At 64.0% G+C, this 24,332-nt stretch carries 23 protein-coding genes; 10 read left to right on the forward strand and 13 right to left on the reverse strand.

Annotation, left to right across the window (positions count from 1 at the left end; genetic code table 11):
- Positions 1 to 167: 167 nt before the first annotated feature.
- From recF to FJ471_RS27545, 5 genes are all read left to right on the forward strand, one after another.
- Positions 168 to 1,328, forward strand: a complete 1,161-nt coding sequence (gene recF, locus FJ471_RS27525) for a DNA replication/repair protein RecF (protein WP_140807867.1) — start codon at positions 168 to 170, stop codon at positions 1,326 to 1,328.
- A 134-nt stretch (positions 1,329 to 1,462) separates the two neighbouring features.
- Positions 1,463 to 2,221, forward strand: coding sequence for a molybdopterin-synthase adenylyltransferase MoeB (locus FJ471_RS27530; RefSeq protein WP_140807868.1), 759 nt, complete (start codon positions 1,463 to 1,465; stop codon positions 2,219 to 2,221).
- A 4-nt stretch (positions 2,222 to 2,225) separates the two neighbouring features.
- Positions 2,226 to 2,714, forward strand: coding sequence for a GNAT family N-acetyltransferase (locus FJ471_RS27535; RefSeq protein ID WP_140807869.1), 489 nt, complete (start codon positions 2,226 to 2,228; stop codon positions 2,712 to 2,714).
- Positions 2,711 to 3,964 carry an aconitase X catalytic domain-containing protein gene (locus FJ471_RS27540; RefSeq protein ID WP_140807870.1) on the forward strand — a complete coding sequence of 418 codons (1,254 nt, stop codon included), beginning with the start codon at positions 2,711 to 2,713 and terminating at the stop codon, positions 3,962 to 3,964. The genes FJ471_RS27535 and FJ471_RS27540 overlap by 4 nt, the downstream gene beginning before the upstream one ends.
- Entirely contained in the window at positions 3,961 to 4,374 is a 414-nt protein-coding gene (locus FJ471_RS27545; protein WP_140807871.1) for a DUF126 domain-containing protein, read from the forward strand. The genes FJ471_RS27540 and FJ471_RS27545 overlap by 4 nt, the downstream gene beginning before the upstream one ends.
- A 5-nt stretch (positions 4,375 to 4,379) precedes the next feature.
- Here the strand turns inward: FJ471_RS27545 and FJ471_RS27550 are convergent, their stop codons facing one another.
- Entirely contained in the window at positions 4,380 to 5,381 is a 1,002-nt protein-coding gene (locus FJ471_RS27550) for a D-glycerate dehydrogenase (RefSeq protein ID WP_140807872.1), read from the reverse strand.
- A 270-nt stretch (positions 5,382 to 5,651) separates the two neighbouring features.
- Here FJ471_RS27550 and FJ471_RS27555 point away from each other — a divergent pair, with 270 nt between their 5' ends.
- A complete protein-coding gene (locus FJ471_RS27555; RefSeq protein ID WP_140807873.1) occupies positions 5,652 to 6,209 on the forward strand; it encodes an SH3 domain-containing protein in 558 nt (185 codons plus the stop codon).
- A 25-nt stretch (positions 6,210 to 6,234) separates the two neighbouring features.
- Here the strand turns inward: FJ471_RS27555 and FJ471_RS27560 are convergent, their stop codons facing one another.
- Together FJ471_RS27560 and irrA are read right to left on the reverse strand one after the other, a co-directional pair.
- Positions 6,235 to 6,609 carry a DUF4260 domain-containing protein gene (locus tag FJ471_RS27560; RefSeq protein WP_140807874.1) on the reverse strand — a complete coding sequence of 125 codons (375 nt, stop codon included), beginning with the start codon at positions 6,607 to 6,609 and terminating at the stop codon, positions 6,235 to 6,237.
- Positions 6,610 to 6,619: 10 nt separating this feature from the next.
- Positions 6,620 to 7,051: an iron response transcriptional regulator IrrA gene (irrA, locus tag FJ471_RS27565; RefSeq protein WP_140645394.1), complete on the reverse strand. Its 432-nt coding sequence runs from the start codon at positions 7,049 to 7,051 to the stop codon at positions 6,620 to 6,622.
- A gap of 245 nt (positions 7,052 to 7,296) precedes the next feature.
- Between irrA and fabA the strand changes: the two genes are divergently transcribed.
- The 4 genes from fabA to FJ471_RS27585 all read left to right on the forward strand — a co-directional run bounded on the left by fabA (position 7,297) and on the right by FJ471_RS27585 (position 11,648).
- Positions 7,297 to 7,812, forward strand: a complete 516-nt coding sequence (fabA, locus tag FJ471_RS27570; RefSeq protein WP_140645328.1) for a 3-hydroxyacyl-[acyl-carrier-protein] dehydratase FabA — start codon at positions 7,297 to 7,299, stop codon at positions 7,810 to 7,812.
- 116 nt (positions 7,813 to 7,928) lie between these two features.
- Positions 7,929 to 9,149: a beta-ketoacyl-ACP synthase I gene (gene fabB, locus FJ471_RS27575; protein ID WP_140807875.1), complete on the forward strand. Its 1,221-nt coding sequence runs from the start codon at positions 7,929 to 7,931 to the stop codon at positions 9,147 to 9,149.
- 30 nt (positions 9,150 to 9,179) lie between these two features.
- Positions 9,180 to 9,992, forward strand: coding sequence for an enoyl-ACP reductase FabI (fabI, locus tag FJ471_RS27580; RefSeq protein ID WP_140807876.1), 813 nt, complete (start codon positions 9,180 to 9,182; stop codon positions 9,990 to 9,992).
- A 102-nt stretch (positions 9,993 to 10,094) separates the two neighbouring features.
- Positions 10,095 to 11,648 (forward strand): bifunctional diguanylate cyclase/phosphodiesterase, encoded by a 1,554-nt coding sequence (locus FJ471_RS27585; RefSeq protein ID WP_140807877.1) that lies wholly within the window; start codon positions 10,095 to 10,097, stop codon positions 11,646 to 11,648.
- Positions 11,649 to 11,701: 53 nt separating this feature from the next.
- Here FJ471_RS27585 and FJ471_RS27590 read toward each other — a convergent pair whose 3' ends face one another.
- From FJ471_RS27590 to rimP, 10 genes are all read right to left on the reverse strand, one after another.
- Positions 11,702 to 12,709 carry a class I SAM-dependent methyltransferase gene (locus FJ471_RS27590; protein WP_140807878.1) on the reverse strand — a complete coding sequence of 336 codons (1,008 nt, stop codon included), beginning with the start codon at positions 12,707 to 12,709 and terminating at the stop codon, positions 11,702 to 11,704.
- A gap of 72 nt (positions 12,710 to 12,781) precedes the next feature.
- Positions 12,782 to 14,932 carry a polyribonucleotide nucleotidyltransferase gene (pnp, locus tag FJ471_RS27595; protein ID WP_140807879.1) on the reverse strand — a complete coding sequence of 717 codons (2,151 nt, stop codon included), beginning with the start codon at positions 14,930 to 14,932 and terminating at the stop codon, positions 12,782 to 12,784.
- Positions 14,933 to 15,296: 364 nt separating this feature from the next.
- Entirely contained in the window at positions 15,297 to 15,608 is a 312-nt protein-coding gene (gene rpsO, locus FJ471_RS27600; protein WP_281408548.1) for a 30S ribosomal protein S15, read from the reverse strand.
- A 254-nt stretch (positions 15,609 to 15,862) separates the two neighbouring features.
- Positions 15,863 to 16,957, reverse strand: coding sequence for a magnesium/cobalt transporter CorA (corA, locus tag FJ471_RS27605; protein ID WP_140807880.1), 1,095 nt, complete (start codon positions 16,955 to 16,957; stop codon positions 15,863 to 15,865).
- Between the two features lie 46 nt (positions 16,958 to 17,003).
- Entirely contained in the window at positions 17,004 to 17,963 is a 960-nt protein-coding gene (gene truB / locus FJ471_RS27610) for a tRNA pseudouridine(55) synthase TruB (protein WP_140807881.1), read from the reverse strand.
- A complete protein-coding gene (gene rbfA / locus FJ471_RS27615) occupies positions 17,964 to 18,380 on the reverse strand; it encodes a 30S ribosome-binding factor RbfA (RefSeq protein ID WP_140807882.1) in 417 nt (138 codons plus the stop codon).
- Between the two features lie 123 nt (positions 18,381 to 18,503).
- Positions 18,504 to 21,095: a translation initiation factor IF-2 gene (infB, locus tag FJ471_RS27620; protein WP_140807883.1), complete on the reverse strand. Its 2,592-nt coding sequence runs from the start codon at positions 21,093 to 21,095 to the stop codon at positions 18,504 to 18,506.
- Positions 21,092 to 21,769, reverse strand: a complete 678-nt coding sequence (locus FJ471_RS27625) for an RNA-binding protein (protein ID WP_281408549.1) — start codon at positions 21,767 to 21,769, stop codon at positions 21,092 to 21,094. Before FJ471_RS27625 ends, infB begins: the two co-directional genes overlap by 4 nt.
- 11 nt (positions 21,770 to 21,780) lie before the next feature.
- The gene (gene nusA, locus FJ471_RS27630) at positions 21,781 to 23,376 is read right to left on the reverse strand and encodes a transcription termination factor NusA (RefSeq protein ID WP_140807885.1); all 1,596 of its coding nucleotides are present in this window, start codon (positions 23,374 to 23,376) and stop codon (positions 21,781 to 21,783) included.
- Positions 23,377 to 23,422: 46 nt separating this feature from the next.
- The gene (gene rimP, locus FJ471_RS27635) at positions 23,423 to 24,049 is read right to left on the reverse strand and encodes a ribosome maturation factor RimP (protein ID WP_140807886.1); all 627 of its coding nucleotides are present in this window, start codon (positions 24,047 to 24,049) and stop codon (positions 23,423 to 23,425) included.
- Positions 24,050 to 24,332 lie beyond the last annotated feature (283 nt).

A 24,332-nucleotide genomic window follows, 5' to 3' on the forward strand; every position in this document is an offset into this window, starting at 1 on the left:
AAAACCGCTGTGCATTTTTCCTGGAATTGCGCTTTTGTCTGTCGCAATTCCGGACGGAAAACCGCTATTCACTTTTCCTGGAATTGCTCTTTGGTTCGGCGCAATTCCGGACGGAAAACCGCTATGCACTTTTCCTGGAATTGCTCTAGCCGGCCTGATGTGTCGTCGTGACCGCGGATGCCAGACAGCTTCGGCAGCAAAGCCATCTAAGTAAGCTTACACTTACGAATTTCCGCAATTACGCGGCGCTGTCGCTTGAGCTTGCGCCCGGCGCGGTGGTGCTGTCGGGCGACAACGGCGCCGGCAAGACCAATCTCCTGGAAGCGATCTCGTTCCTGACGCCAGGGCGGGGCTTGCGCCGCGCACCCTATGCGGATGTGGCACGCGAAGGCGGCGATGGCGGCTTCGCCTTGCATGCGCGCATCGAAGGACCGGAAGGCCAGGTCGAGATCGGCACGGGCATTTCCGGCGGCGATGCCGCAGGCGAAGGCGGCAGGAAGGTGCGGATCAACGGCGCGCCGGCGCGATCGGCCGAGGATATGCTGGAATGGCTGAGGGTCGTGTGGCTGACGCCGGCGATGGACGGATTGTTTCCCGGCCCGGCGGCGGACCGCCGCCGCTTCCTCGACCGGCTGGTGCTGGCGATCGACCCCGGCCATGGCCAGCGTGCGCTCGACTATGAGAAAGCCATGCGTGGCCGTAACCGGTTGCTTACCGAAGGCTCCCGCGACGGCGCCTGGTTCGACGCGATCGAGACGCAGATGGCCGAGACCGGAGTCGCGATCGCCGCGGCGCGGGCCGAGCTGGTTCGGCTGCTTGCCGCCATGATCGACAGGTTGCCCGGCAGCGGGCCGTTTCCGCAGGCCGACATCAGCCTCGCCGGCGATCTGGAGAGCGCGCTCGGCAGCGCACCCGCAGTCGATGTCGAGGAACGCTATCGCGCAGCGCTTGCCAATGGACGCGAGCGCGACCGCGCCGCCGGCCGCACGCTGGACGGCCCGCATCGTTCCGACCTCGTGGTGCGGCACCAGCCGAAGTCGATGCCGGCCGAGCTCTGTTCGACCGGCGAGCAGAAGGCGCTGCTGGTCGGCATCGTCCTGTCGCATGCCAGGCTGACCGGCGAGATGTCGGGCCTGACGCCGATCCTTCTCCTGGATGAGATCGCCGCGCATCTCGACGCGGGCCGGCGCGCGGCGCTGTTTTCGATCCTGGAGGAGCTGAACTGCCAGGCCTTCATGACCGGCACGGATGCCGCGCTGTTCTCGAGCCTTGAAGGCAAAGCACAGTTCCTGACGGTGGATCATGGCAGCGTCGGGCTGACCGGCTAGCCCGCGAAGCTACTTCGGCACCGCGCCACAAGGCCTTGCCATGCGTCCTGCCAAACCTTTTGCCTTGCGTGTGGACCACAAGGCTTCGCCTTGCGCTTGCTGACAAGGTTTTCCGCCCGCGATAAGGTCCAGCCATGACCACTGCCGCCGCCCTCACCGACGAAGAGCTCGAACGCTACGCCCGCCACATCGTGCTGCCCGAGATCGGCGGGCCAGGCCAGCAGAAGCTGAAACGGGCGCGGGTGCTGGTGATCGGCGCCGGCGGGCTCGGCGCGCCGGTGCTGGAATATCTTGCCGCCGCCGGTGTCGGCACGCTCGGCATCGTCGATGACGACACGGTTTCGCTGTCCAACCTGCAGCGGCAGGTGATCCATGGCGGCGACACGATCGGCATGGCCAAGACCGACAGCGCCGCGGCGGCGATCATGCGCATCAACCCCAATGTGGCGGTGGAAGCGCATCGCTTGAGGCTAACGGAAGAAAACGCCCCTGCCCTCGTCGCCCGCTACGATGTCGTTGTCGATGGCTCGGACAATTTCGAAACGCGCTACGCGGTCGCCGATGCCTGCGCCAATGAGAAGAAACCCCTCGTCACCGCGGCCGTCGGTCGCTTCGACGGCTCGGTGACGGTGTTGAAACCGTTCGAGACAGGCGCCGACGGCAAGCGCAACCCTAGCTATCGCGACCTATTCCCGGAGGCGCCGCCCGAAGGACTGGTGCCGTCCTGCGCCGTTGCCGGCATCGTCGGCGCGCTGACGGGCGTCATCGGCACGCTGGAGGCGATGGAAGCGATCAAGCTGATCACCGGCATAGGCGAGCCGCTGATCGGCCGGCTGCTGCTCTATGACGGGCTCACGGCCCGTTTCGACACCATCCGCTACAAGGCCGTGTGAGCGCATGGACCAGAGCGTCGGCATCTCCATGGTTCGCCTTGCCGCGGATTTCGGCCGGTGGGACCACTTGCTCGCGCTGATCCGGCGCGCCTTCGCCTATATGGACGGCGTCATCGATCCGCCGTCATCGGCGCATCTTTTGACCGCTGACGGCCTTGCCGAGAAGGCGAAGCGGGAGGCGGGATTTCTGGCCATCGAGAACGACCGCATCGTCGGCTGCGTCTTTGCCCTGGAGCGGGCGCAGGATTTCTATGCCGGCAAGCTCGCGGTCGGGCCAGAACGTCAAGGCCAAGGCATCGGAACCCGGCTGATGCGGGCTGTGGAAGATCTTGCCCGCGAACGCGGCAAGGATGCAATCGAGCTGCAGACCCGTATCGAACTCACTGCAAACCATGCAGCCTTCGCCCGGCTCGGCTTTCGGGAAACCGAGCGCACGGCGCATGAGGGCTATGACAGGCCGACCTCCATCACAATGCGCAAGGTGCTGTCTTGAGCCTTTCACTCAGCCCGGAAGAACAGGCGATCGCCGCCCGCCAGGACGGCGCGGGCATGGCAATGCGCATCGTTGCCGAAAGCGCCAGGTTGCTCGGCGCGCCGCGGCTGATCCCGATTGCCTCCACCCATATCGACGGCGCGCTGTACCACGGCGATTCCGGCACGCTGTTTGCCGAGAGGCTCGTTGACGGCGGCGCGAAGGTCGCGGTGCGTTCGACGCTCAATGTCGGAGCGCTCGACCTGATGGGCTGCTCGCGCATTCGCCTGGAAGAGCCGCAGCGCGGCATGGCGCGGCGGATGATGGAGGCCTATCGCAAGCTCGGCTGCGAGCAGAGCTGGACCTGCGCGCCCTACCAGGCCGGACACAGGCCTGCACTCGGCAGCGACGTGGCCTGGGGCGAGTCCAACGCCGTGGTGTTCTGCAACTCGGTGCTGGGCGCGCGCACCAACCGCTACGGCGATTTTCTCGACATTGCCTGCGCGATTGTCGGCCGCGCGCCGGATTATGGTCTGCATCGGCCCGAAAACCGCCGTGCAAGGCTTGTTTTCGATGTCTCGGACCTCTCGTCATCCTTCCTCACCTCGGAGATCGCCTGGCCGGTGCTGGGCAGCCTTTATGGCCGCGAGGTGGGCAATGCGATCGGTGTCGTCACCGGCGTGGCCGGTCATCCCGGCGAAGACGCGCTGAAAGCCTTCGGCGCCGCGGCCGCATCGTCCGGTGCGGTCGGCCTGTTCCACATTGCCGGCGTGACGCCCGAGGCGCCCGACATCGAAACCATTTTGGCCGGACCGGAACCGGAAGCGGTGATCCGCGTGACGCCTCAGATGGTTGCCAAGGCCCGCGCGGGCCTGTCGACCGCGGCAGCGGCCAAGACCATCGACGCGGTGGCGATCGGCAGCCCGCATCTGTCGCCTGCCGAGTTCGACATGCTGGAGCGGTTCATCGCGGGCAGACGGCTCACTGTCCCGATCTATGCCTGCACCGGCCGTCACGCGCTCGCCTTGCTGGAGCGGGACGGCGGGCGAAAGAGGCTCGAAGCCAGCGGTGTCGTCATCGTCGCCGATACATGCGTGGTGGTGACGCCGATCATGCCAGAGCTCGGCAATGGCGTGCTGATGACCAATTCGGGCAAGTTCGCGCATTACGCGCCGGGCAACACCGGCTATGCGGTGCTCTACGCCTCGCTCGCCGACTGCGTCGAAAGCGCGGTGCTCGGCAGGCCGGTCTTCACGGAGATCGCCGCATGAGCGCTGCAGCCGAAATCCTGGTGCCGGGCAAGGCCGGCGAAGGCGAAGCGCTGGTGCTGACGGCGCCGATCAGCTTCTGGGGCGGCGTCGACCCGAAGACCGGCCGCATCGCCGATGTCCGCCACCCGCAGCATGGCGAAGTCATAGCCGGCCGGGTGCTGTTCCTGCCGGGCACGATCGGTTCCTCATCCGCCTCGGCCGTGCTGATGGAGCTTGTCCATAACGGCCGCGCGCCGGCCGCCCTGGTGCTGCACGAGCCGGACGCCATCCTGCTGCTCGGCCTGATCGTCGCCCGGGAGATGGGCTGGGAAACGCCTATGGCGGTGCGGCTCGAACGCGGCGAGTTCGATACCTATCGCGAAACCACAGCAAAAGTCGCCGCGGATGGCGCCGTTACCGTGGCCGTCTAAACCTTTCAGGTCCTGAGCGGCAGGACGCGGTCCGGCGGGCGGTGGCCGTCGAAGAAGGCGCGGATGTTGATGATCACCTTCTCGCCCATGTCGATGCGGCCCTCGAGCGTGGCCGAGCCCATATGCGGCAAGAGCACCACCTTGCCCTTGGCGGTAAGCTTCAAGAGCTTGGTGTTCAGTGCCGGCTCGTGCTCGTAGACGTCGAGGCCGGCCCCGGCGATCTTACCGTCATGGATGAGCTTGACCAGCGATTCCTCGTCGATGATGTCGCCGCGCGCGGTGTTGACGATATAGGCCGAAGGCTGCATCAGCGCGAGGCGACGACCGGACAGCAGGTGGAACGTCGCCGGCGTCGACGGGCAGTTGACCGAGATGATGTCCATGCGGGCGAGCATCTGGTCGAGGCTTTCCCAATAAGTCGCCTCCAGTTCTTCCTCGACCGCCGGCAGCACACGGTGCCGGTTGTGGTAGTGGATCGACAGGCCGAAAGCCTTGGCCCGCCTGGCGACCGCGGTGCCGATGCGGCCCATGCCGACGATGCCCAGACGTTTGCCCCAGATGCGCCGGCCGAGCATCCAGGTCGGCGACCAGCCGGCCCATTTCTTCTCGCCCGTCAGCACGTTGGCGCCTTCGGCCAGCCTGCGCGGCACGGCGAGCATCAGCGCCATGGTCATGTCGGCAGTGTCTTCTGTCAGCACGTTCGGCGTGTTGGTGACGGTGATGCCTTTCTTGGCGGCCGCCGCGACATCGATCTTGTCGACGCCGTTGCCGAAATTCGCGATCAGCTTGAGGTTCTCGCCGGCCTGGGCGATCAGCGCGGCATCGATATGGTCGGTGATGGTGGGGACCAGCACATCGGCTTCCTTGACCGCCGCAACCAGCTCCGGCTGGGTCATCGGCCGATCCTCGACATTCAGCCTTGCGTCGAACAGCTCGCGCATGCGCGTTTCGACCGGATCGGGCAGCTTGCGCGTGATGACGACGAGGGGCCGTTTTTTGCCTGCCATTTTATCCCCGAAGCTTGCTGGATCAGGATGACGTCTCGTTGAATCGTCATCCTGATCCCACTCTTTTTTGGAGCATGATCTTTTCCGAAAACCGGTTCCCACTTTTCGGGATCATGCTCTCGAAACCGATCTCGTTGAGACCTCTTTAACCAAGACCGGCGAAACTTGCAGCCAATCGCGGCATCAGCCCACTCCTGTAACAAGCGGTGCCGCCGAAGACAAAGAAAAAGGGGCGCCCGTCCCGACGGACCGGCGCCGAAAGGAACGAAAGTGTCTGGTTTCGCGTCGCTTCGCCTGGCCTTCAGCGCAGCCATTCTCGGCGCCCTGCTTTGCGCACCGCAGGCATTCGCACAGAGCGCGGCCGCGCCGGCGCAAACCATAACGCTCGGGCCCAGCGGCCTGCCGCTGCCGCGCTTCGTCAGCTTGAAACCGGCCCGCGTCAATTCGCGCGTCGGCCCTGGCGCCAATTATTCCGTCAACTGGATGTACATGAAGGCCGGCCTGCCGATGGAAGTCATCCAGGAATTCGACACCTGGCGCCGCGTGCGCGATGCCGACGGCTCGGAAGGCTGGATCAACCAGTCGTTGCTCTCCGGGCACCGTACCGCGATCGTCGCCCCCTGGCAGCGCGGCAAGGGCGGGCGAATCAACCTGCTCGACGAACCCGACAAGGATGCTGGCGTCGTCGCCATCATCGAGCCGGGCGTGATCGGCTCGATCAAGAAATGCGACGGCCAATGGTGCGAGATGACATTCGACGGCCACACCGGCTGGATGGCCCAGTCGCAGGTGTGGGGCGCTTATCCGGGTGAGAAGGTCAAGAACTAGGGCCTGACCCGAATCTCGACACACCCTAACCTGCCGCCCGGTCGCGGCCGATACGGCCGAGATGCGTGTCCTGAAAACCGGTGGGCAGCTTGAGGCCGTAGCCGAGGGCACGGTCGATGGCGATGTGCGCGATCCAGATGAGCGCCACGGCGGTCGTGACCGGGCCGGCGAGCAACGCGCCCGCAAGCAGAAGGACGAGCGGGGCGATCAGGATATGCAAGGCATTGTAGGTGACGGCGCCGAAGCGCGGCCCGGCGAGGTAGCCCAGCATCGACAGGTCCGGCGCGAGGATGAGCAGCGCAAACAGCCACCAGGAAAAGCTGGACATTGCGTAGCAAACGATAGCCAACGCAGCGACGGTGACCCATTCAAACCGGACAATCAGGTCGACCGGGCGCATAGTCGACGGATCAATCGCAGCGTTTGGGGCGCAATCTCACCACGATGTCGACATTGGCGATCTCCATGCCTTCCGGGGGCGCCGGCAGGTTGGAGACGGTGACCGGTCCGCTTTCGATGTCGAAAATCCGGTTCTCGCCTTCGACGTAGAAGTGATGATGGTCGGACGTGTTGGTGTCGAAATAGGTTTTCGAGCCTTCCACCGCCAGGATGCGCAGCAGGCCGGCCTGGGTGAACTGATGGAGCGCGTTATAGACCGTCGCCAGCGAAACCGGCACGCCGGCGGCGATCGCCTCCTCGTGCAGTTCCTCGGCCGAAAGGTGGCGGTCGCCCTTGGCGAAAAGCAGATCGGCCAACGCAATGCGCTGACGCGTCGGCCTCAGGCCGGCTTCGCGAACCCGCTTGTCCACAGCGACATTTTCCTTCCGGTAGCCCGAATCCATCTTCGCTTCGAAGCTTGTTGCCCAGCCCATCAACAGGTCCAGAATGGCAAAAAGACGTCAAAAGCCAAACCCGGACACCGATCGACATATATTCTGTAGTCCGAATGCGATCAATAGCGCGCATTGACCCGGGCAGGCGCACGGGTTAAGCGCAAACGCCGGTTTCCGGCCGCAAACAGAGTGTGTTAGGAAACCAACGACAAGGGCGCCCTGCCGCCCGCGAAGAACACGGGGACAGAAATTTGATGGCGGGTCAGAAGTCCAGCTACGACTACGAAGAACTGCTTGCCTGCGCCCGCGGCGACCTGTTCGGGCCGGGCAACGCCCAGCTGCCCTACCCACCGATGCTGATGTTCGACCGCATCACCGAGATCAGCGAGACAGGCGGCGCTTTCGACAAGGGCTTCATCCGCGCCGAATTCGATATCAAGCCGGACCTGTGGTTCTTCGCCTGTCACTTCATCGGCAACCCGATCATGCCGGGCTGCCTCGGCCTCGACGCCATGTGGCAGTTGACCGGCTTCTATCTCGGCTGGCTGGGCGAACCCGGCAAGGGCATGGCGCTGTCGACCGGCGAGGTGAAGTTCAAGGGCATGGTGACGCCGTCGGTGAAGAAGGTCGAATACGGCATCGACTTCAAGCGCGTGATGCGCGGCCGCCTGGTGCTCGGCATCGCCGATGGCTGGCTCAAGGCGGATGGCGAACCCATATACGCGGCGACGGATCTGAAGGTCGGCCTGTCCAAGCAGTCGGCCGCCTGATCGTTTTTCGCCACGGCGTCCGCGTAGCCAATGGACGCCACGTCAGTTTATTTGCGTATGATCACAGGTGAAAACCGGCTAGGTTTTTCGCCTGAATACGCCGGAAGGAGTTGCGAATGAGACGGGTCGTAGTGACAGGGCTCGGCATTGTGTCGTCGATCGGCAACAATGCCAACGAGGTGCAGAGCTCGCTTTACGATGCCAAATCCGGCATCAGCTTTTCCAATTCCTTCGCCGAACACGGATTCCGCTGCCAGGTCTGGGGCGCGCCGACGCTCGATCCCACCCCGATGATCGATCGCCGCGCCATGCGCTTCCTCAGCCAGGGCGCTGCCTGGAACCACGTCGCCATGGACCAGGCGATCGCCGATGCCGGCTTAAGTGAAAGCGACATCACCAATGAGCGGACCGGCATCGTGATGGGGTCCGGCGGGCCTTCGACCCGCACCATCGTCGAAGCAGCAGAAACCACGATCAAGAACAACAGCCCCAAGCGAATCGGCCCGTTCGCGGTGCCGAAGGCGATGTCGTCGACCGCGTCGGCCACTTTGGCCACATGGTTCAAGATCCACGGCGTCAACTATTCGATCTCGTCGGCCTGCTCGACCTCCGCGCATTGCATCGGCAATGCCTATGAGCTGATCCAATGGGGCAAGCAGGACGTGATGTTCGCCGGCGGCCATGAGGACCTCGACTGGACGATGTCGGACCTGTTCGACGCCATGGGCGCCATGTCGTCGAAGTTCAACGACAATGCGTCGGCCGCTTCGCGCGCCTATGACGTCAACCGCGACGGCTTCGTCATCGCCGGCGGCGCCGGCGTGCTGGTGCTGGAAGAGCTGGAGCACGCCAAGGCGCGCGGCGCCAAGATCTATGCCGAGATCGTCGGCTACGGCGCGACATCCGACGGCTACGACATGGTGGCTCCGTCCGGCGAAGGCGCGATGCGCTGCATGCGGCAGGCGCTTGCCACCGTCTCGACCCCGGTCGACTACATCAACACCCACGGCACCTCGACGCCGGTCGGCGATTCCAAGGAAATGGGCGCCATCCGCGAGGTGTTCGGCGACAAGATGCCTTACATCACCTCGACCAAGTCGCTCACCGGCCATTCGCTGGGCGCGGCCGGCGTGCAGGAATCGATCTATTCGATCCTGATGATGCAGGGCGGCTTCATCGGCGAAAGCGCCCATATCGAGGCGCTCGACCCGGAATTCGAGGGCATGCCGATCGTGCGCAAGCGCATCGACGACGCCAGGATCGACACCGTCCTGTCCAACTCCTTCGGTTTCGGCGGCACCAACGCAACGCTGATTTTCCAGCGCTATGCCGCATAAGACGGCGTTTTTCATAAGGATTGCCAAGGCATGGAAGGGTTGATGAAGGGCAAGCGCGGGCTTGTCATGGGTGTCGCCAACGACCATTCGATTGCCTGGGGCATTGCCAGGAAGCTGTCGGAGCATGGAGCGGAACTGGCATTCACCTACCAGGGCGACGCCTTCGGGCGGCGGGTCAAGCCGCTTGCCGAGAAGGTGGGAGCCTCACTGATCGTGCCTTGCGACGTCGAGGACAGCGCCTCGGTCACCGCGACCTTCGAGACCCTCGGCAAGGCCTGGGGCGGGCTGGATTTCGTGGTGCACGCCATCGGCTTTTCCGACAAGAACGAGCTGAAGGGCCTTTACGCCGACACCAGCCGCGACAATTTCGTGCGCACCATGGTGATCTCCTGCTATTCCTTCACCGAGATCGCCCGCAACGCCGCCGCGCTGATGGGCAATGGCGGCTCGATGATCACGCTCACCTATGCCGGCTCGGTCAGGGTGATGCCGAACTACAACGTCATGGGCGTCGCCAAGGCCGGGCTGGAGGCCAGCGTGCGTTACCTTGCCAACGATTACGGCCCGCGCGGCATCAGGGTGAATGGCCTCTCGGCCGGGCCGGTGCGGACGCTGGCCGGTTCCGGCGTGTCCGACGCCCGCCATATGTTCTCCTACCAGCAGCGCAATTCGCCTTTGCGGCGCACGGTGACCATCGACGAAGTCGGCGGCTCGGCGCTTTACCTGCTCTCCGACCTGTCGTCGGGCGTCACCGGCGAAATCCACTATGTAGATTCCGGCTATCACATCGTTTCGATGCCGGCATTGGAGGAATTGAAGCAGAACGACGGCACGCGCGAATAGTTTGCGGCTGCGATAGTAGCGTTCCAGTAAAATTGGATGCATTGGCGGAAACTCATTTTAAGGAGATTTCCGCTATAAGGCCCCGTAATCTAGGGACCATGCATGCCTGCAGTCAGCAATCCCAAACGGACTCCGCTGTTCCGGCTGATCACCATCGCCAGCTCGGGCATGGGCAGCTTCATCCTTGGACTATGGGGGTTGCGGTTCGGCTTCGGCGACGGCATGGCCGGCATGCCAGCCGAGACGATGGCCGGCGTCATCGCCGCGCTCTGCGCTTTGGCCGCCGGCGGTGCCGCGCTGTCGTTCTTCGCCGGCGTCGATGAATCGGTGGCCTATGTCTTCAAGGAAACCCATTTCGACAAGTTGACCGGCCTTTTGGCGCGCCAGGCCATGGTCGGCAAGATAGCCGAGGCCGCCTCCGGGACGATCCGAACCGGCGAGCCGGTGTTCCTGATCGACATCGATATCGACCGCTTCAAGCAGATCAACGACGCCATCGGCTACAGCCAGGGCGACGAACTGATCCGCGCCTTCACCAGCAGGCTGAAGGAGAACATGCCGAAGAACGCGGTGATCGGGCGCATCGGCGCTGGCGAATTCGGCGTGCTGCTGCCGGATCGCGACATCAGGGGTTCGATCGAGCGGCTCATCGAGAAGCTCATCAACGAGATGATGGAGCCCTATCAGCTGCAGAGCCATCTGCAGTCGGTCAGCCTGTCGGTCGGCATCGTGGCGATGCCGAAGGACGGCGTCGACCCGGTGCTGATCCTTCGCCGCTCGAACCTGGCGCTGCAGAACGCGCGCGCCAGCGGCATCGGCAACTGGTCCGTCTTCCACGCCGACATGGGCCGCGTGGCGGATTATCGGCAGTGGATCGAGTCGGAGCTGAAGACCGCCTTCGACCGCGGCGACTTCAGCCTCCACTATCAGCCGCAACTCAACCTGCCGAGCGGCCGCGTCGTCGGCTATGAGGCGCTGATCCGTTGGAAGCATCCGGAGCGCGGCATGATCCCGCCGATGGAATTCATTCCGATCGCCGAGGAAACCGGCATGATCAATCCGATCGGCGAGTGGGTGCTGCGCAAGGCCTGCAGCGACGCCCGGTACCTGCCGGAGGACTGCTTCGTCGCCGTCAACATCTCGCCGGTTCAGTTCATGACCAGGGATTTCGTCGGCATTGTGCGGGAGGTGATGGAATCGACCGGCATCAAGCCGTCGCGGCTGGAGCTCGAGGTCACCGAGACGGCGATGATGCAGGATCGCGACCGCGCCGCGGCGATCCTGGAGCAGCTTGCCGAGATGGGCATTTCGGTGGCCGTCGACGATTTCGGCACCGGCTATTCCAATTTGAGCTACCTGATCGATTTCTCCTTCGGCAAGCTGAAGATCGACCGTTCCTTCGTCAGCCGCATCGATACCGACTCCAACTCCGGGGCGATCGTCTCGACCATTGTCGGCCTGTCGCGGGCGCTGGGCGTCAGCATCATCGCCGAAGGCGTCGAGACCGAGAACCAGGCCACCCTGCTGCGAGCGGCCGGCTGCGAGGTGGTGCAGGGCTATCTGTTCGGCCGGCCGGCGCCGCTCAAGATCGAGCTCGGCGAAGCGCGGCCCGCCTTCGGCACGCATGAGCCGGCCCGCATCGTCAGCGTGCAGTAGAGCGAGCGCCGCTTTTCCGGACGGAAAACCGCTTCGCACTTTTCCTTGAATTGCTAGCGGCGCGCCGAAAGCGCCTTGAACATTCCGTCGCGGGCGATCTCGGCATGGCTGGCAAAGGCTGCCGAAAGCACCTGCTCATAGGGAAGCTGGCGGTTCGCCACCATGAACAGGCGACCGCCCGGCTTCAGCGCCTTCGACGCGGCGCGGATCATGCCCGCGCCGATGCCGGGCTCGGCGGCACGGCCGCTGTGGAAGGGCGGGTTCATGACGATCGCATCGTAGCGCCGGTCGACCGCTTCGGTGAGAAGATCGGTCCAGAAGAAGCGCGGCTCGATGGCGCCATGGACGTTCAGCCTGGATGCTTCCAGCGCTTCGAAATCCGCTTCATAGAGATCGAGCGCGGTGAGGCCGTGCGAGCGCTGCAGGACCTCCGCCGCCAGATAACCCCAGCCGGCGCAGAAATCAGCAACATTGCCTTTGAGATCGTCAGGCAGGTTCGCGGCGAGCAGTTTCGAACCGGCATCGATCCGATCGAAGGAAAACATGCCGGGCGCGGTTTTGAAGCCGCCTTCGACGACAAGGTCGGGGTTGCCGGCGCGCAGCGTCGCGGCCGTGTTCGTGCCGGTTCGCCGGAACCAGAAGGCAACGCCGTGATGCTTCGGCAGATGGCCTTCGAGCGGCGCCAGCCCGTTGATCCGCTTGCGCAGGCTGTCGACGCCGTCGTCCTTGCTGCCGGCAACGACGACAGGCGCGCCCCGTGCGACGCGCTCGACAGCTTCGGCGATGCGCACCTCATTTTGCCCGCGATGCCGGCCGGCGAGCACGAGAGCCATGTCGTAGTCCTGCCCTTCCGCCCGCGGCGTCACATCACGGCCCAAGGCCTGCAGGGCGCGAAAATGCGACCGGAAACCTTGCGCCAGATGCAGCGTCGCATCGAAGCCGGCGGGCAAGCGGAAACCAGGCTCAGCGCCCAGAAAAAGGACGCGGGCATCCTTTCGCGGCAGAGGCAGCGCCTCGGCCTCAAATGGATAGAACAGCGTTTTCAGCGGCTCCGCGACCATCTACTCCAGCCTTCAAACAAAACGGGCGCACCTTACGGCACGCCCGTCTCAATTCTATCAGTCAGACCCCGATCAGGCGGCGTCTTCCTCGCCTTCCGACTTCTTCTTATCCTGAGCGATTTCCTTGCCGGTCGCCTGGTCGACGACCTTCATCGACAGGCGGACCTTGCCGCGCTCGTCGAAGCCCATCAGCTTGACCCAGACCTTGTCGCCTTCCTTGACGACGTCCGAGGTCTTGGCAACGCGCTCATTGGCGAGCTGCGAGATGTGGACGAGACCGTCGCGCGGGCCGAAGAAGTTGACGAACGCGCCGAAGTCGGCCGTCTTGACGACGGTGCCTTCGTAGATCTCGCCGACTTCCGGCTCGGCGACGATGGTGTGGATCCACTTCTTCGCCGCCTCGATCTCCTTGGCGTTCGCCGAAGCGATCTTGACCGTGCCGTCGTCCTCGATGTTGATCTTGGCGCCGGTCTTCTCGACGATCTCGCGGATCACCTTGCCGCCGGAGCCGATGACGTCGCGGATCTTGTCGGTCGGGATGTGCATGACCTCGATGCGCGGCGCGAACTCGCCGAGCTCGGCACGGGCGCCGGATAGCGCATGCGCCATCTCGCCGAGGATGTGCAGGCGGCCGTCCTTGGCCTGGGCAAGCGCGATGCCCATGATTTCCTCGGTGATGCCATCGATCTTGATGTCCATCTGCAGCGAGGTGACGCCGTTGGCGGTGCCGGCGACCTTGAAGTCCATGTCGCCGAGGTGGTCCTCGTCACCGAGGATGTCGGAGAGCACCGCAAAACGCTCGCCTTCCTTGATCAGGCCCATGGCGATGCCGGCGACCGGCTTTGCCAGCGGCACGCCGGCATCCATCAGCGCCAGCGAGGTGCCGCAGACGGTGGCCATCGAGGACGAGCCGTTGGACTCGGTGATCTCGGAGACGACGCGCAACGTGTAGGGGAACTGGTCAGCGGAGGGCAGCATCGGGCGAATGGCGCGCCAGGCGAGCTTGCCATGGCCGATTTCGCGGCGGCCCGGCGAGCCCATGCGGCCGGTCTCACCGACGGAGTAGGGCGGGAAGTTGTAGTGAAGGAGGAACTTCTCCTTGTACATGCCGGTCAGCGAATCGACATACTGCTCGTCTTCGCCGGTGCCCAGCGTGGCGACGACCAGCGCCTGGGTCTCGCCGCGAGTGAAGAGCGCCGAACCATGGGTGCGCGCCAGGACGCCGACTTCCGAAACGATCTTGCGAACGGTCTTGAGATCACGGCCGTCGATGCGCGAGCCGGTGTCGAGGATGTTCCAGCGCACGACCTTGGCCTGAAGCTCCTTGAACACCGAGCCGATCTGCTCTGAGGTGTGCTTGGCTTCCTCGCCTTCGGCCGGAGCAAACGCCGCCTTGACCTTGGCCTTGACGGCGTCGACCGCAGCATAGCGCTTCTGCTTGTCGGTGATCTTGTAGGCATTGCTGAGCTCGTCGCCGACGATCTTCAGCATCTCGGCTTCCAGCGCGGAGTAGTCCGGCGCCTTGAAGTCGCGCGGCTCCTTGGCGGCAACTTCTGCCAGCTTGATGATCGCATCGATCACCGGCTGGAAGCTCTTATGGCCGAACACGACGGCGCCGAGCATCAGGTCCTCGGAGAGTTCCTTGGCTTCGGATTCGACCATCAGCACGGCGTCGGTGGTGCCGGCGACGACGAGGTCGAGCTTGGATTCCTGCATCTCGTCGATATGCGGGTTGAGCACATATTCGCCGTTGATGTAGCCGACGCGGGCGCCGCCGATCGGGCCCATGAAGGGCACGCCCGAAAGCGTCAGCGCGGCCGAGGTGGCGACGATCGACAGGATGTCGGGATCGTTCTCGAGATCATGCTGGACGACGGTGACGACGATCTGGGTGTCGTTCTTGTAGCCGTCGGCGAAAAGCGGGCGGATCGGACGGTCGATCAGGCGCGAAACCAGCGTTTCCTTTTCGCTCGGACGGCCCTCGCGCTTGAAGTAGCCGCCCGGGATCTTGCCGGCGGCGTAGGTCTTTTCCTGGTAGTTGACGGTAAGCGGGAAGAAATCGAGGCCGGGCTTCGGCTCCTTCATCGAGACGACGGTGGCGAGAACGACGGTCTCGCCATAGGTGGCGAGCACCGCGCCGTCAGCCTGGCGCGCGATCTTGCCGGTTTCGAGGATGAGCGGACGGCCGCCCCATTCGATTTCCACTTTGTGTTGATTGAACATATCTTGTCCTTCATATGCGGAAAGGGCCGCACCGTCTTAACGGTCGCGGGTTCTCCCTTTCCTGGCTTCCTTCGGGCAGCCACGGGCAAGACAACGGGAAGCTCGTTCAAGTCCGGCTCAAGAGCCGAGCGAGCATCCTGCAATCCTGCCCCATGACCGTCCATGGGCGGTTCCGGATAGCCCTCTGCAAGTCCGGAACCCGATTGGCCGATTGGTCGGCCTTGCGCATGACGCCGGAAACCACTGTTTCCGGAACGCGCCATGCGCGGAGGGGAATTTACTTTTCCAGCATCGAGGCACCGGACCATCCGATGCGCCAATGCGCGACCGGCGGGCCCCCTTCGAGAGCCCGCCGGTCAATTCGTCAGCGACGGAGACCGAGCTTGTCGATCAGCGTCTGATAGCGCGCGTCATCCTTGCGCTTGAGATAGTCAAGCAGGCTGCGGCGCTGGGAGACCAGAGCAAGCAGACCACGGCGGGAATGGTTATCCTTCTTGTGGTCCTTGAAGTGCTCGGTCAGGTTCTTGATGCGCTCGGAAAGGATGGCAACCTGGACTTCCGGAGATCCGGTATCGCCCTTGGCGGTTGCGTATTCGGTCATCAATTCCTTCTTGCGATCGGCAGTGATCGACATCGTGCTTTTCCTTATCTGTTGGAGGAAACGGGGCGCCCACAGCCGGGATGTCGTCCAGCAGGGGCCAGTGCAAGCGACGCGTCAGGGCGCGAAGCTGCGGCGCATATAGTGCAATTCCGGGAAAAACACCAGCCCAATTGTCAAGCCGGCTTGTCGCAGGTTCTGGTTGCGAAAACCAAAGCATGTCTCCCGAAAGTGGGAACCGGTTTCGGGGCAAAGACATGCGCAAAATCAAAAGCCTAAAGCGCAAGGAGCGAATCTGAAAGATCGCGACGCGCTTTAGGAGAATTCAAAGGCTAGAGCCACTTCTTCCACTTGAAGAACGCGATCAAACCGACCGCGACGACCGCCATGAACACCAGCGAGGCGGGATAGCCGTAATAGGCCTTCAGCTCGGGCATGTTCCAGGGCGAGGTTTCCGGATCGAAATTCATGCCCCAGACGCCGACCAGGAAGGTCAGCGGCATGAAGATCACCGAGACGATCGTCAGATAGGAAATGACGTCGTTGGTGCGGGCCTGGGTCAGCGAGACATGCATCTCGATCAGGCCGGTGAGCATGTCGCGCTGGTTCTCGACCAGCTCGATCAGGCGCAGCGAATGATCGAGCGTGTCGTTGAAGAATATCTTGGTCTCCGCCTTCACGAAGGGCACGTCGTTGCGGATCAGCGTCGCCAGCGCGTCGCGCATCGGCCACAGCACGCCCTTCAGCACGTTGGCGTCGCGCCTGAGCTCATGCAGCTGCCGCATCTGATGCTTGTGCGGCTTGTTCAGCATATCGTCCTCGATGCCGTCGACCAGTTCGCTCGCCGCCTCGATCGGCGGGAAATAGCTGTCGACGATGGCATCGATCAGCGCATAGGCGAGATAGTCTGCGCCGCGCGAACGCAGCCGGTTGGGCATCGCGCCCGCAATGCGCTTGCGTACCGGATCGAACGGATCGCCTTCGCGCTCCTGGAAGGTGACGACGAAATTGCCGCCGAAGAACAGCGCGATCTGCTCGTAACGGTGCGAGGTGACATCGTCGATCATCCGCATGATGACGAAGGCATGATCCTCGAAGAAATCCACCTTGGGCCGCTGTCCGGTGTTGACGACATCCTCCAGCGCCAGCGGATGCAGGTTGAAGATGCGGCCGATCTCCTCGATCAGCGGGATGTTGGCGAGGCCCGTGCAGTCCAGCCAGACGACAGGCCATTTCTCGCAATGGGCGTTGAGATCATCGATCGAGGCATTGTCGATGGTCTTGTATTTCTCGGGCGAGATCAGCGTCAGCCGAAGCTCGCTGCGCCGCGCCGAAGGATCGGCGATAAGCGTGCCGGGAGACGCCCCGACCGGTGGTCGACGGGTTTTCAGCGCCGCCCTTTTCTTGCCCGTATCGGTCTTGGCCATGAGATCCCTGAAGCGTCGGCGCTGAGCAGAGCTTAGACGAACGGATTCACCCGGCAAAGACCCGCTTGGGCTTGAACATGCCCTGCTCGATGGCGCCGATAGCGATGAGCTTGCCGCGCGCGGTGGCGCAGGCCTCATCGGCCTCTACCGGCGCGTCGCGGCCGCGAATGATGACGGGATTGCCGAGGCGGATCTTCGTCGCCGCGTCGTCGCTGACGGCGACCTGCGGCAGGCAGTCGAGCGCAACCGCCGTTTCGACAAGCAGTGCGTCGATGGCGCTGAAATCGACCGGCGTCTCGGCCTCGTCCGGATTCGGCTCTGTCCTGTCGCCGAAGCGGGCGGCTTCCAGCTCGGCAACCGTGACGAAATCCTGCGGCGTGAATGGCTCGACCTCGACGCGGCGCAATTCGGCGATGTGGCCGAAGCAGCCGAGGTCGCGGCCCATGTCGCGAGCCAGCGAGCGCACATAGGTGCCCTTGCCGCATTCGACCTCGAAAACGGTCTTGTCGGCACCGTGCTCGACGATGTCGAGGCGGCCGATCTCGATCTCGCGCGCAGGGATGTCGACCGTCTCGCCCTCGCGGGCAAGGTCATAAGCGCGCTCGCCAGCGATCTTGATGGCCGAGAATTGCGGCGGCGTCTGCATGATGACGCCGGTGTATTTCGGCAGCAGCGTCCTCACCTCGGCCTCGGCCGGGCGACGGTCGGAGCTGTTGGTCACCGGGCCTTCGAGATCGTCGGTCGAGCGCTCCTCGCCCCAGGCGACGGTGAAGCGGTAGATCTTGGCACCGTCCTGCACATAAGGAACGGTCTTGGTCGCCTCGCCGAGCGCGATCGGCAGCATGCCGGAGGCAAGCGGATCGAGCGTGCCGGCGTGACCGGCCTTCTCGGCCTGGAACAGCCATTTGATCTTGGAGACGGCCTCGGTCGAGCCCATGCCGACCGGCTTGTCCAGCACCACCCAGCCGGAGACCGGCCGTCCCTTCTTCTTGCCGCGACGCGCCACCTATTCCTCGTCCTTGTCGTTGTTCTTGCCGTCGCCGAGATCGCGCGCGACTTCGGGCGATTTCAGCAGTTCATTGATCTTCGCGAAATTGTCGAAGGACGTGTCGAGCCTAAAGCGGAACTCCGGCATGTACTTCATCTGCCTGAGCGCACCGGAAACACGGCCGCGGATGAACTTCGCATGCCTGTTGAGCGCTTCGATCACCGCGCCGGCATCGCCAGTGCCAAGCGGCGACACGAAGGCGGTGGCGATCTTCAGATCTGGCGACATGCGCACTTCGGACACAGACACGACGCTGTTTTCGATCACCGGATCGATGATCTCGCCGCGCTGCAAGGTTTCGGAGAGAGCGTGACGAACCTGCTCGCCGACGCGCAGCATGCGCTGGGAGGGGCCTGATGTAGTCGAACGGGGCATTTTCTTCGGTCCTGAAATCGTGAAGCGCGGGATGGGACCGCGCGACATGTCTCAACATGCATAAGGGATCTGGGCGGCAGCCTTTCGGCCGCCGCCCGTTTCATTTCGGCAAGCATACCGAATTTAGAGCGTTCTGGTCACCATCTCGATGCGGAAGCACTCGATGACGTCGCCAACGCGCATGTCCTCATAGTTCTGGAAGGCCATGCCGCATTCCTGACCGCCCGGCACTTCGGCAACCTCGTCCTTGAAGCGCTTGAGCGTCTTCAACGTGCCTTCGTGGATGACGACGTTGTCGCGGATCAGGCGAACACCCGCGCCACGCTCGACCTTGCCTTCGGTGACCCGGCAGCCGGCGATCTTGCCGATCTTGGAGATGTCGAAGATCTCGAGGATCTCGGCATTGCCGATGAAGGTCTCGCGCCGTTCTGGCGAAAGCATGCCCGAAAGGGCCGCCTTCACGTCATCGACGAGGTTGTAGATGATCGAGTAGTAGCGGATCTCGATGCCTGCGGCGGCCGCGGCCGCCCGCGCCTGCGCATTGGCGCGGACGTTGAAGCCGATGATCGCCGCTCCGGACGTCTCGGCGAGCGAGACGTCGCTTTCGGTGATGCCGCCGGCACCAGCATGAACGATGCGCGCGCGCACCTCGTCATTGCCGAGCTTTTCAAGGGCGGCATTGATCGCCTCGATCGAACCCTGCACGTCGCCCTTGATGACCAGCGGGAATTCCTTCAGCCCGCTCGTCTGCAGCTGTGACATCATCTGCTCGAGCGAGCCGCGCTGGCCGGCATGCCGGGCCACCGCCTTGTCGCGCGCCAGGCGCTGGCGGTACTCGGTGATCTCACGGGCGCGGGCCTCGTTGTTGACGACGGCGAAGCGGTCGCCCGCCTGCGGCGTGCCCTGGAGGCCAAGCACCTCGACCGGCATCGCCGGCGGCGCTTCCGGCACATGCTCGCCGCGATCGTTGACGAGCGCACGCACACGGCCCCACTCGTTGCCGGCGACGATGATGTCGCCCGGCATCAGCGTGCCGGTCTGCACCAGCACGGTGGCGACGGGGCCACGGCCCTTGTCCAACTGCGCCTCGATGACCGCGCCTTCGGCGGTGCGGTCCGGGTTGGCCTTGAGGTCGAGGACTTCGGCCTGCAGCAGTATCGCTTCCAGGAGCTTGTCGAGATTGGTGCCCTTGGTCGCCGAAACCTCGACGTCCAGCACCTCGCCACCCATCGATTCGACGAACACTTCGTGACGCAGCAGCTCGGTCCGCACCTTCTGCGGGTCGGCGTCGCGCTTGTCGATCTTATTGATGGCCACGATGATCGGCACGCCGGCCGCCTTGGCGTGGCTGATCGATTCGATCGTCTGCGGCATCACGGCGTCGTCAGCCGCCACCACCAGCACCGCGATGTCGGTGACCTGGGCGCCACGGGCGCGCATGGCCGTGAAGGCGGCGTGGCCGGGCGTGTCGATGAAGGTGATCTTCTGACCGTTCTTCTCGATCTGGTAGGCGCCGATATGCTGGGTGATGCCACCAGCCTCGCCGGAGACGACATTGGCGTTGCGGATGGCGTCGAGCAGCGAGGTCTTGCCGTGGTCGACATGGCCCATGATGGTCACGACCGGAGGACGCGAGACCAGGTCTTCCGGGCGGTCGGCGATGTTGAACAGGCCTTCCTCGATGTCGGACTCGGCGACGCGGCGGACCGTGTGGCCGAATTCGGAAGCAACCAGTTCGGCCGTGTCGGCGTCGATGACGTCGCCCGGCTTCAGGATCTGGCCCTGCTTCATGAAGAACTTGACCACGTCTACGGCGCGCTCGGACATGCGCTGCGCCAGTTCCTGGATGGTGATGGTTTCGGGCAGGATCACTTCGCGCATGACTTTCTCGCGCGGCTCATTGTGCATCGCGCGTTTGAATTTTTCCTGGCGGCGACGCATCGACGACAGCGAACGGGCGCGCGCATCTTCGTCCGACAGCGCGGTGTTCAGCGTCAGCTTGCCGCGGCGGCGGTCTTCCTCGCCCTTGGTCGGCTTGGCCGGCCGCGCCACTTCCGGCGTCGCAAGGCGACGGGCGGGCGCGCTGGCGCCTGCGCCACCGCCGGCGCCGGTGCGCCTCGGCTTGGCCCCCTCCTCGTCGTCAACCGTGGCGACGTCGGCGGCCAGCGGCGCGCGACGGCGAGCCTCTTCCTCGGCACGACGCCGCGACTCTGCCTCGGCCTGCAGACGCGCTTCTTCCTCGGCCTGACGGCGCGCGGATTCGTCACGCTCGCGCTTGCGGCGTTCCTCTTCCTCGGCGCGGCGCTTGCCCTCTTCCTGAGCGCGCTGGCGATCCTCGGCCTCGCGGGCCTTGGAGCCTTCCAGCGCCTTGCGGCGCGCTTCCATCTCGCCACGCGAGAGTTCGTTCAGGACCATGCCGGAACGCTCCGACGACGGCGGGGGCGGCGCCTTCGGCGCTTCCTGCACGACAGGCGCGGCGGCAACAGGGGCAGCAGCGGCGGGCTTCGGCGTGAAGACGGACGGAGCCACCGGTTCCGGCTTGTCGCCGGGCATCGAGAACTTGCGCTTCTTGATCTCGACCTGGACCTGCTTGGTGCGGCCATGCGAGAAATTCTGGCGCACGGTGCCCTGCTCGGTACCGGGGCGCTTCAGCGTCAAGGTCTTCTTCGGCGTAACGCTCAACGTCTTGTCGTCGCCCGATTTCGTATCGCTCATTCCATATCCTCTGCGGCATCATCTTCGTCAGCAACGGCCGCAAGCATTGCCAGATCGTTCGGGGTACCGCCCCGATATCGGTCGAGCGCAACAACGCGCTTCTCAACCGCCTGTCCCGCGTCCTGCGCGAGGACGGCAGCATGTATCACATTTGTACCCCCCAATGCCAAGCTCAACTCGGCCTCGGAGAAAAGTTTGTAGGCAAGGATGACGGGGCCGCCGAGATGAACGGTTGCCCGCCGCGCCTGGCTGATCTTGCGGACACCGTCGTCCGAGGCCTCGGCCGCATGCAGCACCAGCAGCGCTTGCCCGTCGCGCACCGCAGCCTCGACCTTGGTGGCGCCAAGAACAATGGCGCCAGCCTTGCGAGCAAGGCCAAGCATGCCCAGAGCGGTTCTGGAGAGCAGCCCGTCGACCATGCCGCCGAGATCGGCTGGAACGGTCACCTGTGCCTTGAAAGCACGGGCAAACAGGTTCTTCGCCGCTGCCTTCTCGATATGTAGGCGATCGGCGGTGACCCAGCAACCGCGGCCGGGCAGATTTCTCTTGATGTCCGGAACGACGGCCGAATCCGGGCCGACGACGAAGCGGATCAGTTCATCCGCTTCGGCCTGCCTGCGCGTAACGATGCAAGTGCGATCGTTCATCTCTTCCTGGGTCGGGTTGTGTGCGATGCGGTTTCACCTCACGCACCAACAGCTTCGTCAGCCGCGACTTCTTCGGCTGCAAGCTCGTCTTCGCTGATCCAGCCAGCCTTGAGGCGGGCGGCCAGAACCATCTGCTCGGCATCGGCGCGCGACACGCCATGGCTGGCGAGCACGCCCGGAAAGACCTTGGTCTCGCCGTCCTTGCGCTCTTTCCAGCCGATCAGATCGTCGGCGGCGTAGCCGGCGAAATCCTCGATCGTCTTCACGCCGTCCTCGCCGAGCGTCACCATCATGGCCGTGGTGACGCCGGGGATCTCGCGCAGCTCGTCCTTGACGCCCAGCGCCTTGCGCTTTTCGTCGTGCTCGGCCTCGATCTTTTCCAGATATTCGCGGGCGCGGGTCTGGATTTCCGAAGCGGTATCCTCGTCGAAGCCGTCGATCGAGGAGATTTCGCCCGAGTCGACATAGGCGACTTCCTCGACACTGGTGAAGCCTTCGGAGGCAAGCACCTGGCCGACCATCTCGTCGACGTCGAGTGCTTCCATGAAGAGCGCCGAACGCTCGACGAATTCCTTCTGGCGACGCTCGCTCTCTTCCTGCTCGGTCAGGATGTCGATATCCCAGCCGGTGAGCTGCGAGGCCAGGCGCACGTTCTGGCCGCGGCGGCCGATGGCCAGCGACAGCTGATCGTCCGGCACCACCACTTCGATGCGCTCGGCATCTTCGTCGAGCACCACCTTGGCGACCTCGGCCGGCTGCAGCGCGTTGACGATGAAGGAAGCGGCCGAAGGCGACCACGGAATGATGTCGATCTTCTCGCCCTGCAACTCGCCGACCACCGCCTGGACGCGGCTGCCGCGCATGCCGACGCAGGCGCCGACCGGATCAATCGAGGAATCGCGCGAGATGACAGCGATCTTGGCGCGCGAGCCCGGATCGCGGGCGACCGACTTGATCTCGATGATGCCGTCGTAGATTTCCGGCACTTCCATGGTGAAGAGCTTGGCCATGAACTGCGGATGCGTGCGCGACAGGAATATCTGCGGGCCGCGCTGCTCGCGGCGCACGTCATAGACATAGGCGCGAACGCGGTCGCCATATTTGTAGTTCTCGCGCGGGATCAGCTCGTCGCGGCGGATGATCGCCTCGCCACGGCCGAGATCGACGATGACATTGCCGTACTCGACGCGCTTGACGGTGCCGTTGACGATCTCGCCGATGCGGTCCTTGTATTCGTCATACTGGCGGTCGCGCTCGGCTTCGCGCACCTTCTGCACGATGACCTGCTTGGCCGACTGGGCGGCGATGCGGCCGAAATCCATCGGCGGCAGCTGCTCGGCGATGAAATCGCCTAGCTGGGCATCGGGGTTGCGCTCGCGCGCCGTGGAAAGCGCGATCTGCGTCGCGTAGTCCTCGACCTTCTCGACCACTTCCATCAGCCGCTGCAGCTTCATCTCGCCGGTGTTCGGGTTGATGTCGGCGCGGATGTTGGTCTCCTGGCCATAGCGGGAGCGCGCCGCCTTCTGGATCGCATCGGCCATGGCGGCGATGACGATCGACTTATCGATCGACTTTTCACGCGCGACCGCATCGGCGATCTGCAGCAGTTCAAGCCTGTTGGCGCTTACAACCATTGTCTTTCTCCCGATTTCGCCTCGGACATCCAGCCCGGCGGCGCTATCAACTTTCCTGTTCGGTTTCGTTTTCCTCGGCGGCGTCTTCCGCTTCGCCGCGGCGTTTCTTGGCTTCCTTGCGCGCCCGGTTGTCCTTCGACAGGGCATCGCGGATGAGATCGTCGGTCAGCACCAGCCGGGCCTCGGCAATCGCGTCGAAAGGCACGCGCACCGTCGGCTCTTCGCCATAGGCAGCCTTGTCGCGCTCGATAAGGATGCCATCGGCGTCAGCCTCGGCAATCTTGCCCTTGAAGCGCTTGCGATCGCTGACAAGAACCGACGTTTCAAGCTTGACCAGATGGCCGGTCCAGGCGGTGAAATCCGACTTGCGCACCAGCGGCCGGTCGATGCCGGGCGACGAGACTTCGAGATGATACGCCTTTTCGATCGGATCATCGACATCGAGCGCCGGCGACACCGCGCGGCTGACCTCTTCGCAATCCTCGACGGTCATGGTGCCGTCTTCGCGTTCGGCCATGATCTGCAGCGTCAGCCCATTCTGGCCGGTCAACTGCACCCGCACCAGTCGGAAGCCGATGGCCTTGAGCACCGGCTGCACGATCAGCGCAATGCGCGCATCGATGCCGCTTTCGCGGATGATACGGTCGTCGGCCTCGCTTGCCGCTGCAGTCATCAGATCCCTGTCGCTTTTTCGCTTCCGGCGGGCAGGTAACAAAAAAGAGCGGGACCGGGTGGACCCACTCTTCGTCATACCGACCAAGAATTTGAGGCTGATATAGACGATTGCCGCGGGCGTTTCAAGCCTTCAGACAAAGGCCTGCGGTGGCGTCTGGAACTGGCGCGGCCGTCGCTGGGCCGCATGCATCCCCGTGAGTATCTCGATCTCGCCGCCGACAACGCGGTAGGGAATTATGTATGGGATATCAGCCAGGACCAGCTCTCGTGGTCCTTTCACC

Origin of the sequence: Mesorhizobium sp. B2-7-1, from assembly GCF_006440735.1 — a bacterium.
GTDB lineage: Bacteria > Pseudomonadota > Alphaproteobacteria > Rhizobiales > Rhizobiaceae > Mesorhizobium.